The 10,668-nt window shown below is 54.1% G+C and carries 10 protein-coding genes and 1 pseudogene; 2 read left to right on the top strand and 9 right to left on the bottom strand.

All coding sequences use genetic code 11. The features are described 5' to 3' along the window. Positions 1-112 (bottom strand): annotated as a pseudogene (locus B9P63_RS19420) (integrase); the annotation flags it as partial. 430 nt (positions 113-542) lie between these two features. Between B9P63_RS19420 and B9P63_RS09625 the strand changes: the two are divergent. Then, entirely contained in the window at positions 543-2,093 is a 1,551-nt protein-coding gene (locus B9P63_RS09625; protein WP_085308374.1) for a trimethylamine methyltransferase family protein, read from the top strand. An 8-nt stretch (positions 2,094-2,101) separates the two neighbouring features. Here the strand turns inward: B9P63_RS09625 and B9P63_RS09620 are convergent, their stop codons facing one another. Genes B9P63_RS09620 through B9P63_RS09605 form a run of 4 tightly spaced genes read right to left on the bottom strand, consistent with a single transcriptional unit; the run spans position 2,102 to position 6,565 of the window. Further along, the gene (locus tag B9P63_RS09620) at positions 2,102-3,442 is read right to left on the bottom strand and encodes an NAD(P)/FAD-dependent oxidoreductase (RefSeq protein ID WP_085308371.1); all 1,341 of its coding nucleotides are present in this window, start codon (positions 3,440-3,442) and stop codon (positions 2,102-2,104) included. Then, positions 3,439-4,938, bottom strand: a complete 1,500-nt coding sequence (locus B9P63_RS09615) for an aldehyde dehydrogenase (protein ID WP_085308370.1) — start codon at positions 4,936-4,938, stop codon at positions 3,439-3,441. The genes B9P63_RS09620 and B9P63_RS09615 overlap by 4 nt, the downstream gene beginning before the upstream one ends. Further along, a complete protein-coding gene (locus tag B9P63_RS09610; protein WP_085308369.1) occupies positions 4,935-5,846 on the bottom strand; it encodes a dihydrodipicolinate synthase family protein in 912 nt (303 codons plus the stop codon). Before B9P63_RS09610 ends, B9P63_RS09615 begins: the two co-directional genes overlap by 4 nt. Further along, on the bottom strand, positions 5,843-6,565 hold the full coding sequence (locus B9P63_RS09605) for a GntR family transcriptional regulator (RefSeq protein ID WP_085308373.1): 723 nt from the start codon (positions 6,563-6,565) through the stop codon (positions 5,843-5,845). Before B9P63_RS09605 ends, B9P63_RS09610 begins: the two co-directional genes overlap by 4 nt. A 99-nt stretch (positions 6,566-6,664) precedes the next feature. On the opposite strand from B9P63_RS09605, the gene B9P63_RS09600 reads away from it, so the two are divergent. Beyond that, the gene (locus tag B9P63_RS09600; RefSeq protein WP_085308372.1) at positions 6,665-7,636 is read left to right on the top strand and encodes a GlxA family transcriptional regulator; all 972 of its coding nucleotides are present in this window, start codon (positions 6,665-6,667) and stop codon (positions 7,634-7,636) included. Between the two features lie 431 nt (positions 7,637-8,067). Here the strand turns inward: B9P63_RS09600 and B9P63_RS09590 are convergent, their stop codons facing one another. The 4 genes from B9P63_RS09590 to B9P63_RS09575 form a co-directional block, all read right to left on the bottom strand. Continuing rightward, on the bottom strand, positions 8,068-8,442 hold the full coding sequence (locus B9P63_RS09590; RefSeq protein WP_085308367.1) for a replication initiation protein: 375 nt from the start codon (positions 8,440-8,442) through the stop codon (positions 8,068-8,070). Further along, complete coding sequence (locus tag B9P63_RS09585) at positions 8,443-8,976, bottom strand: replication initiation protein (protein ID WP_176219136.1); 534 nt, start codon at positions 8,974-8,976, stop codon at positions 8,443-8,445. Positions 8,977-9,151: 175 nt separating this feature from the next. After that, a complete protein-coding gene (locus B9P63_RS09580) occupies positions 9,152-9,754 on the bottom strand; it encodes an alpha-ketoglutarate-dependent dioxygenase AlkB (protein ID WP_085308365.1) in 603 nt (200 codons plus the stop codon). Beyond that, entirely contained in the window at positions 9,714-10,394 is a 681-nt protein-coding gene (locus B9P63_RS09575; protein WP_085308364.1) for a Rossmann-like fold-containing protein, read from the bottom strand. The genes B9P63_RS09580 and B9P63_RS09575 overlap by 41 nt, the downstream gene beginning before the upstream one ends. Between the last annotated feature and the right edge of the window lie 274 nt (positions 10,395-10,668).

Genomic DNA, 10,668 nt, shown 5'->3' with positions numbered 1-10,668 from the left:
CGCGGATCGCCCAGACCTGTTTGGGAAACAGCGGTCGTTTCTGTCCTACGATCCGTCCCTTGTTCCAGGCTTTGCGCTTAGGGGTGACTGCAGGAAGTTGTACTCTTGGCATAATATGCCCTCCAGTCCTCCCTCCAAACCCAGACGTCAGCACCGCGCTGACACCAAAAGCATAGCATCGAATTGAATGACCGGTGTCAGAAGGAACTAGGATGGGCTATCTCTGCAAGCGCATTAGGCCGCGAAGAGCCCAAACTGTCGAATGCTGCGTAGCGCACCAATGTCCGGTCAGGGGGCTATCCAAAATTAACTCGGGAAATGATGGCCCAATCCGAACGCAGGAGAATTGCGAAGCGAACGGCGATTTTGAACCCGGAGTTTCTTAAAATGCCTGCTGGAGCAGTTCGGGGCTAAAGCCAAGGTCGCGAGCGCGGTCTATTCCTCGACAAAAAAATCATGTCGCATCCTGCAAATAGATTACGCTTTTCGTTAGGCTGATCTCTGATCTGTTCGGCATAATGATCCAAACGGGAGTATCAATGATGAGCACAGAACCAAGACGCACACGGTCCGGCGGCCGGGCTTCGCGGCAATCCATCCGGTCCATTCGCGACATCACAATGCTGCCTGGGCTGACCCGCAAAATCCCACTGTGTGAAGTCATGGACGGCGCACAGATTGAAATGATCGACAATGCGTCAATGGATATCCTTGAAAACGTCGGAGTTCAGTTCCGCGACCCTATAGCGCTGGAAGACTGGAAAAAGGCGGGCGCAAAGGTCGTCGGTGAAATGGTTTACCTTGACCGTGGACTGGTGCGCGATTTGATCGCCACCATTCCCAGCGACTTCACCTATCACGCCCGCAATCCCGAAAATAACGTCCGCCTTGGCGGGCCACATTCGGTGTTCGTGCCGATGACGGGCGCACCATTCCTCCGTGACCTCGATGATGTGCGTCGCAATCCGACTCTTGAAGACTTGGCGATGTTCCACAAGCTTAGCCATATGTCGCCAGCTCTGCATTCGTCTGCACACCACATCGTTGAACCCTACGACCACCCTATCAGCCAGCGGCATTTGCGGATCACATATTCGTCGATGAAATACTCTGACAAGATGTTCATGGGGATGACGACCAGCCCCAAAAACGCTGAGGACGTTATGGAGATGTGCGCGATCCTTTATGGTGAGGAGTTTCTGGACGATCATCCGGTCACAACGGGTAACTGCAACGGAAATTCGCCCCTCGTGTGGGACGAAACGATGCTGGGCGCTATGCGTGCGTTCTGTAAGCGCAATCAACCGGTTTTGTGCTCGCCGTTCGTGCTTGGTGGCGCAAATACCCCCGCGAGTGTTCCCGCAACGGTCGCGCAACTGAACGCCGAGGCTCTCAGCGCTTTAGCTTACACACAAGTCATCCGTCGCGGCTGTCCCGCGATCTACGGCCACTACCTTGCGTCGGTTTCAATGAAGTCCGGTGCGCCCATGGCGGGAACGCCCGAAATTAGCTTGATGAACTTTATGATCGGACAGATGGCGCGGTACTACGGGGTGCCGTGGCGGACATCAAACACGCTTGGCGGTGCAAAGACGTTTGACGCGCAAGCCGGATATGAGAGTGCGACAACCCTGTCAGCCGTCATGCACGCGGGCGCGAACTATATTTGGCATTCTGCGGGCTGGAACGAGGCTGGCATGCATTGTTCTGTGGCCAAATTCATCGTCGACGCTGAACAATGCGCCATGGCATACCGTATGGCTGAAGGCCCGCGTTGGGATGATTTCGATCAGGCGATCGCGGCCGTTTCGGACGTTGGTCCAGGTGGGCATTACCTTGGGCACCCTCATACGCTCGAAAAATTCCAATCGGCATTCTTTATGCCCGAGCTATTTGACAACAATTCTATCGAGCAATGGAGCGCGGACGGTGAAAAGGAAATCACGCAGCGCGCGTTGGAAACCGCACGCGCCATGCTGTCCGAATACCAAGAACCCAAATTGGATGAAGCCTGCGATGAAGCCTTGTTGGATTACATCGCACGTCGTGAAATCGAAATTCCGGCGGCAGACGAACTAAACCAGTCCTACTAGCCGTCTAATTATTCCGATTTGGCGCGCCATTCGCGAAACCGCAGCATGGCATTGGCACCGATCTGTTGAAACGGTTGTGGGGGCAGCTTTTTTGGCTGCGCTTCAGCTGTAAAATGACGTGTGATCGCACTGGTTTCGCCGCAGGCAAGTTCAGCAGCGCCAATACCCGTCAACGTGCCGCGTGTTGTGCCAAGCCCGTTTTGCACACAACCCGAATACAGCCCGTCATCAAGTTGGCGCATGACCGAAACGCTGTTCAACGTCAGGCACAAATGACCCGCCCATGCATTTTCCATCTTCAGCCCCGCCAGTTGGGGGAAGCGTTGATCGAATTTGCGCCGCATGACTTTTGCGGCGCGGGTAACATTGGATTGGCTGGCTGACCGATTAGGGTTCAGAGTTGCACAAGTGCGAGTAATTATGCGATTGCCGCCCTGTCGGCTGTCGATGCGCCGCACGGTCGTGCCCATCGGATCGGATGGCGTGACACCCCAGCGTGACTGCCCACCCAAACGGGCCAGCGTGGCCGCGTCAAGCTCTGGTGTCATGACGGCATACAGAAAAATCTGCATCAGACGGCCACGCTCAAACCCGAAACTTTCAAGATGGCCGTTGACCGTCAGAATGACCTTTCCCGTGCTTATCGATCCGTTCGGGGTGGTTAATCGCCACGCTGATCCCTCACGGGTGAGCATGGTGACTGGAGAGTTTTCATGGATGGCAATTCCCTGTGCCATAAGCCCATCGGCGAGACCACGGATATAGCCTGCAGGCTGCAACATGACCGTGCCGGGGGTGTATAGCCCTGACAAGTAATGCGGCGAACCTGTGAGGTCTTGCATCTGTTGGCGGTCCAGCGCTTCGCTGTGTTCGCCAAGCGAAGTTAGATGATTGGCATAACTTTCGTTGTGGGCTTGTGCTGTTGCACTGGCAGCGCCATTCACTTTTCCAGCACGATCAAAGAAGTTGGGATCGATCCCATACTCATCGATCGCATCGCCACCAAATTGGATTGCCGCGCGGTTGAGAGAGATCAACGCGCGATCATCGCCCGCACCGGCATAATCATCCGATGCCAGATCATGGGGGAGATCAATCATAAACCCTGAATTGCGCCCGGCAGACCCTTCGGCGACGCGCAATGCATCCAGCACAGTCACGGACGCGGCTGGTTGCAACTGCCTGATGCGGCGCGCGGCGGACAGCCCAGCAAAGCCCGCACCGACAACGACGAAGTCCGCAGTTACAGACCCTTCCAGAGGTCGCGCAGCAGGGCGCGACCCCAGAATTTCATTCCATGCAGCAGGTCCTGGGATCGGGGATACATTTGGAATAGACGTTTGGGTCAATCGACCGCCTCGTCGTCATCATCGGCCAGATCAACCCAGATAGTCTTGAGCTGGGTATATTGATCGTGTGCATGGATGCTGTTGTCACTTCCACCGAAACCGGACTGCTTGTAACCACCGAACGGAGTCGCGATGTCGCCTTCGCCAAAGCTGTTTACCGTCACAGTACCCGCCCGAATGGACCTCGCACCGCGAATGGCGCGTTTGACATTGGCGGTAAAAATCGAGGCGGCAAGGCCGTATTCCGTGTCATTGGCCAATGCGATGGCTTCGTCGAACGTCGCTACGGTCAGAACAGACAACACAGGTCCGAAAATCTCTTCGCGCACCTGAGGTGCATCCAGATCGGACATGTCCAGAATGGTGGGTTCCACAAACCCGTCTTTCGCACCGCCCCCCATCAACACTTTCGGCCCTTTTTTGAGGTAGCTGCTGACCTTATCGAAATGCGCCTTAGACACCAATGAACCGACGCGGTTTGCAGGGTCCAGAGGATCACCCATCGGCCATTCACGGGCATGCGCAATGATGCGTTTGATCAGTTCGTCCTTGATGCCCTTTTGCACGATCAGGCGTGACGCCGCCGAACAGTTTTCGCCCATGTTCCAGAACGCACCATTCACGATGTGGGCTGCAACAAGATCAAGGTTTTCAGCGTCATCCAACACCACGGCCGGATTCTTGCCACCCATCTCAAGCGTGATTTCCTTAAGGTTGGATTCAGCTGCATACCCAAGGAAGCGACGGCCCGTCTCGGTTGATCCGGTAAAGGACACCATGTCGACATCCATGTGACGGCCCAAAGGTTCGCCCACATCCGCGCCGCTGCCGGTCAAAACGTTGAAGACGCCCGCAGGAATGCCAGCCTCCATCGCCAGTTCAGCCAATCGTAGGGCCGTCAGCGAAGTTTCCTCAGCCGGTTTGACGATTACAGAACAGCCAGCCGCCAGCGCAGGACCGATCTTCCACGCCAGCATTAGCAGCGGAAAATTCCACGGAAGAACCAGCCCAACAACGCCCACAGGTTCACGCACGACCATCGCGATATGGTCGTCAGAAGCAGGGGCCATCTGGTCGTATATCTTGTCGATTAATTCAGCGTGCCACGCGAGGCAATGGATCGTCTCAGGCAGGTCGACTGTTTCGCAATCGAATATGGTTTTACCGCTATCAAGGCTTTCCATCACAGCCAATTCTCGCGCATTGCGTTTGATCAACTTCGTCAGCTTGATCAGCACGTCTTTACGCTCAGACGGGTGAAGCTTTGACCAACGGCCATCGTCAAACGCTTCGCGCGCCTTTTCGACGGCGACATCGACATCTGCTGCACCGCAGGCAGCGACGTTCGCGATCAAGTCTCCTGTTGCGGGGTTTGCGGACTGGAATGTGTCGCCAGAAATCGCGGCGCGAAACCCGCCGTCAATAAAGGCCTGCGTCGGAAACGTCAGCCCTGCAGAAATGGCTTTATATTCTTCTGTCGTTAAAAGATCGCTCATGTGCGGGCCTCCGCTTCTATTTGGGCGACGGTGCGTTTCAGCACGCGAACCACCTGTTCCAGTTGTCGTTTGTCGTCTTTGTTCAATCCGTGCAGCGGTGGGCGCGGTGGGCCTGCGTATTGACCCGCCATTTCACAGCCGTGCTTGACCGCTTGAATGAATTTGCCGCCCTGTTCCAGCACCCGCATCAATGGCATCATTGCTGACATGATCCTGCGGCCTTTGTCGAAATCGCCTTCAACCGCGCAGGCACGCCACAGCGCGATGTGTTCGGTCGGTAAGAAATTGGACCCAGCGCAAACCCAACTGCGCGCGCCCCATGCAAAGAACTCCAGCGCCTGATCATCCATGCCACATGACATCTGAATGTGGGGGTAATCACGCGCCAACAAATGCACGCGATTGATATCGCCCGAACTTTCCTTGATCGAAGTAAAATTCCGGCTGCGCCCCACGCGATCCAGAAACTCTTCACCCATGTCGATGCCCATCCGGCCGGGGTAGTTATACAGCATGATCGGCAAATCAGCTGCGCGATCGATCGCCAATGCGTTCAACGCATTTTCGCGTTCGGTGGGTACCGAATAGGGCGGCGATCCGACCAGCAGCGCATCCGCGCCTATCTTGGCGGCGTGTTCTGCCATCAATATTGAATCATCCGTGCGCACCGATACCGTGCCGACAATCAGCGGCACGCGCCCTCCGATAACGTCTTTGGCAAACGTCGCCATGTCCTTACGTTCGTCCATCGATTGCGCGTAATACTCTCCGGTTGACCCGCCATTGATCAACCCGTGAACACCAGAAGAAATCAGGTGTTCAATCTGGACTGCCAAAGCGTCACGATCAATGCTGCCGTCCGCGTGGTGGGGCGTAATAACGGGGGTGTAGATGCCTTCAAATTTCATGAAGTACCTTTCGTGTTGAGGGCGTTTGGCACATCGCCAAGCGGGATTTCCATGCCTTGCGGTGTGACAAAACTTTCGATTTCTGCGCGCGACAATTCCCAATGGGCAATCGCAAGAGCAGCAGCAGCAGCAGCGTTCCCTGACTCTATCAAAGCAATGAAATCATCGTGCTGGTCTGCAGCTTGTTCGCGCTGTTTAGAAAGGGTTGGGTTGCGAGAATTGTAAAACGTCATTCCGATGCGGGTGTGATCGATCAATAAGCGGCGCAGACTTGGCGCGAGGTATTCGTTGTCCGCCATGTCGCCGATAATGGTATGAAACCGAAGGTTCAAAAGCGCACGTTCTGCGGCATCCCCTTCGCGTATTGCTGCGCGAAACAACAGCTGCGTATCTTTCAACCGCACGACCTGTGCTGTTGTCGCGTTCATAGCCGCGAGGCGTGTTATGGCTGAATAGATCATCGGAGCCGCGACAAAGAAATTACGCAGCGTTTTGTGGGTCATCGGCGAGACCTGCGCGCCGCGGTTCTTATGGAGCACTACGTACTCTTCACCCGCTAACTGATTTAAGACCTCGCGCAGCGGTGGACGCGAAACCTCATAAGTTTCTGCAAGAACAGACTCGTCCAAATAGAAACCCGGTTGCAGGTCTTGGGTTAGAATCCGGTTGCGCAGATCCTCAAGGCATCGGGCCTTTTTGGTTTTAGGTTGATCGGTCAACAAGCGTCTCCAGCTAGGAATTGACCCGTTCACACCATAAAAAATACATATTGTCTACAATAGATTTTTGTGGTCAAGATTTGCGCAATGGAGGCAACGATGCCCGACCGAAAACCAACACAGACACCCCAACACTTTGTCTTCGCGCTTGTTGAGGATTTTTCCCACATGGCGTTTTCATGCGCGGTGGATCCCTTGCGGATCGCAAACCTGATAAGCGAAAAAGAACTCTATACGTGGTCGTTTGCATCACTGGACGGGGAAACCGCAACAAGTTCAAACACATCCGTAACCCAGACCCATAGTACGTTTCAGAATATCCCGCACTGCGACCGCCTATTTGTTCTATCCGGCATCAACATGCAGCGTATGGAACACACCGTTCTTGTGAAGTCCCTGCGTCGGATTGATAGAACCACAAGGACGCGAATTGGTGCGCTTTGCTCAGGAGCATATATTCTTGTGCAGGCTGGCTTTCTCAATGGGCGTAAGGCTGCGGTTCATTGGGAATACCACGATAGCTTTTTAGAGAGCTTTCCAGAAGTTAATGTCGTTCGGAATGTATTTGTTGCGGATGAAAAGTACATCACGGCATCGGGCGGCACCGCCACTGCCGATCTGATGTTGCATCTCATCGAGCGCGATCATGGCTATGATCTGTCCCTCGCTGTGGCGGACCAGATGGTCTATAACACGGTCCGCGATGCGACATCAGAACAAAAGGTATCGCTTCAATCGCGCAACGGGATGCGAAACAAACATCTGGCAAACGCGATTGCAATGATGCGCGACAGCCTTGAAGACCCGATGTCCCCTGCGATCATCGCAAGCGAAATTGGTATTTCCACCCGCCAGCTTGAGAGACTATTCGGTAAACACCTCAACTCATCACCAAAGAAATATTTCCTTGAAATGCGGCTGGATCGCGCCCGTCATTTGCTTTTGCAAACCGAAATGTCGATCGTTGACGTGGCTATGGCCTGCGGCTTCCAAAGCCCCGGTCATTTCTCACGTGTGTTCCGGATCAATTTCGGGGTCACCCCGATGCGCCAAAAAGGCCGTTTGGATTAAACGCTAGTCTAGTGGTTTCGGAATAGCCTTCAAATTAACATGTCACTGATGGGCTTTTGCAGCGAGGAAATCGGACTCACACTGTGGGCTCCTTGCGGACATTCGCAGCGGTAGAAAGCGCAAGGTATCGGCGAACGTCTCCTTTTTCATACAGTGAACCCAAACCTTGTAACTGCAGCGAACTTCCGGTTTCCGCCTCAGCCGCGTTTCGTTGCATCGACAGCATTGGAGAAGCAGCCATTTGGTGAAAAACCTCAAAGGTCAGTTGTGTCCGCAACTTGATCCTTGGGCCTGCTGTTCCCGCTGCGGCACGCATGAATGACCGGTTTTCCCGCCGCACGGCGGCGCAGAATTTTACGCTGTTGCAGCAATTTCCGCGCTGCAAGCGCACGCAGCACAAATCTGTCACTTCTACTGTGGGCTCTTCGCGGTCATCCGCCGAGTGTGGCTCGAATGGCCGGTCTGATTTGCACTGCCGTTCGCTGCGCGACGCATGAATTCACGTACTGCGCCCAAAATTGCCTTTGAATTTCGTTCATGTCCAGCTCGTAGCGTGTTTCTTGTGCTGCACGATTGATATCAGTATCGAGCAGGGCAGGGCGGCCCCGTTCCTTTGCAGCCTTGATCTTACGGGCATCGCCGGCGTTGCGCTTGATGAGCTTGTCCGTCTGAATCCGCTTGGGGGTCTTGGTGATCTGGAACACCAGCTCGTTATAAAAGCGGCCTTTTCGGATCGGTGTGTATTCGACCGAGAAGCCCGCGCCTAGCGGATCATCGTTGATCTGTTTGAGGGCGGGATCGAGCAATCACTTGCGGAAGTTTTTCCACGTTGCATAGCTGTCTGCTGGCACCTTGAGCGACGTCCGCAGCTCGTCAATCGACACGCGACATTGCCCGTCCCGCCTGTTCACGAAGCCTTCTAGGACTTCATAAAGCGTGACAGCGTACTTGCCCGACAGCTTGAGCAGAAAGTGAACTCTCGGGCGGGCAAAACGTGTAGGTTCTTTCAGGATCGGGATGAGTAGAGGCGGGAAGCCAAAGCGCAGGTTTCCTTGCGCCCGCGCCGATTTGTGAACTTCTGTGCTGAACAGGCTGGCGACACCTTGCACCCGTTCATCGCCAAGATTGTATTCCCATTCAATCGTGGTCTTGGCGAGGCGCTTAGCGCTTTCCCAGAGCCCGCTTGTGCCGTGTTCGCCGCCGAGTTCACGAAACACTGCATTGATCTCACGCACGGACAGGGTGTGCAGGGGCTGTTTCCCCAGCTCGTCAAACACGGCGTAGAGGAGAAACACCCAGAGTTTGCGGTCGCGCTCGCAGTAAGGCCCCTCGACGCTCACAATGACTGTTTGGAGGGGCACAGGGACTGCCGAATTTCCCCCCCCCCTTTAATCAAGGTAAGTATATGATTTTATTTTTTTAAAAAAGGGGGGGAACACCATATTAGAACACTAGAACACACAGCAGCGCTGTGGATTACTCCAAGGATTAAACAAAAGAGTAGCGCCAAATTACCTATTCAGCGTCAAACCACATTGTGCGGAACGTCAGTGAGATACGACGAGAGCGATAATGCCTTTGCCCTGCAATCGTATCCGTCTTTCTAGGTGGAATGGCATGGGTCCATACATGACGAGACGGACCGCCCATCACAAGCAAACTCGATGACTGCAAGTGTAGGTCTATTTGCTTAGAAAGGGACGGATGAGCAAACCGCATCACACAAGCTGATAGCAAACTCAACGACGCAATGGTGTCTCCAAAGCAAGGTTGGCAGTCAATATGGGCAGAGATGCCCTGCCCAGGTTCATATTCATTAACGATGGCCTGGTCTGGCACGGTTTGAAAATGGCCGTCATCAGTCAAGCGTTCCGCCAGCTTCTGGAAAAGACTAGGAAGCGGGCCAAGATAATCTTCCCGCCGTGCCTGCCGCGCCTTGTAATCGTACCGATAGCCGTAGTGCTGGACCCGCCGTTTCAGATCTGTGCGCCAAGGAGCTGCGTCAATCTCATGGACAAACTTGTCAGCCTCATCCTTTGAGATGTAGTTTTCAAGGTAGGTCAGTCCGTTTGGACGCTCATCCTGAAAAAACGAAAGTTGCGAAGGCGGTATAGCCATCTGCAGCGGACTCCTCATTGGCCGTGTTCTGGTGGATATAACCCGGATAGTCGTTGGGGACGAAAGTATGGATGGCCGGAGCTGCAAAACCTGATTTTCGGGCAGCTTCGTCCATTTTGAAGGCCCCTTCGTAGAACGAGCTGTCCACAGTTGAGATAACGACCAGTCCGCCATATTTCAGGTGGTCCCGGGCGCTTTTGAGAAACCGTGTCACGAGGACATGGTTCGGGTTTTGTCCGTAGCGGGGATCGCGTGAAGCCACGTTTGGGAATTGAAAGATAATCGTTTGAAAGCGCCGATTACCGATGGTGTCTGAAAGCCATGTGGCATCTACGCTGGTTTTGACTTGGCAGCCGATCTTCAGAAGCTTTTGCGCATTCTCATAGGCGGTGTCTGTCAGGTCTTTCTCTGCCTCGTAGACTGTTGCCAGTATTGAGGATGCCGGAGTCCGCGATTTGCGGGCCACAGTGAGAGCAAAGCTGAGGTTTCCTTCGCCTACGAACAGAACGCTTCCAAGGCGCATGCGGGTTGCGAAGTCGAACTTCACTGAAGCCTTTGCCAGCTTCTTGGTCGAAAGGATCTGATATCCGAGAGCGTTATGAACGGCCTCTTGCAATGTCGTTCTGCGAAATTCGTACATGTTGGCCCCGAGTGTTCAAAACCTCGGTAGGCTAGGTTATCGCAGTTAATCCTTGGTTAAGGGTGCGGTCGGCATGTGTTGCTGGCCTTACCCACTATGGCCCGTCTGACGGCCTCTCAGGGCTGTTCTAAGCACATGTCCACCATTTTTGCGTGATCGGCTTCAAAAGAGGAATTTTGGGTTGTGTGAGGGTGGCAGGAAATAGCAACGTATGACATTTGTGACAAATGACCCGTAAACTTGATCACATAACCCGGCTTTGTTGATGGCGTGG

The sequence above is a fragment of the Planktotalea arctica genome, assembly GCF_002105285.1.
GTDB classification, from domain to species: Bacteria; Pseudomonadota; Alphaproteobacteria; order Rhodobacterales; family Rhodobacteraceae; genus Planktotalea; species Planktotalea arctica.
The sequence above is the reverse complement of the archived record's forward strand: the minus strand, read 5'-3'. Positions and strand labels throughout refer to the sequence as shown.

Coding starts and splice junctions, on each gene's coding strand:
- B9P63_RS09615 (WP_085308370.1), bottom strand. CDS start 4,938: ATGAGCGATCTTTTAACGACAGAAGAATATAAAGCCATTTCTGCAGGG.
- B9P63_RS09575 (WP_085308364.1), bottom strand. CDS start 10,394: ATGTACGAATTTCGCAGAACGACATTGCAAGAGGCCGTTCATAACGCT.
- B9P63_RS09580 (WP_085308365.1), bottom strand. CDS start 9,754: ATGGCTATACCGCCTTCGCAACTTTCGTTTTTTCAGGATGAGCGTCCA.
- B9P63_RS09600 (WP_085308372.1), top strand. CDS start 6,665: ATGCCCGACCGAAAACCAACACAGACACCCCAACACTTTGTCTTCGCG.
- B9P63_RS09625 (WP_085308374.1), top strand. CDS start 543: ATGAGCACAGAACCAAGACGCACACGGTCCGGCGGCCGGGCTTCGCGG.
- B9P63_RS09610 (WP_085308369.1), bottom strand. CDS start 5,846: ATGAAATTTGAAGGCATCTACACCCCCGTTATTACGCCCCACCACGCG.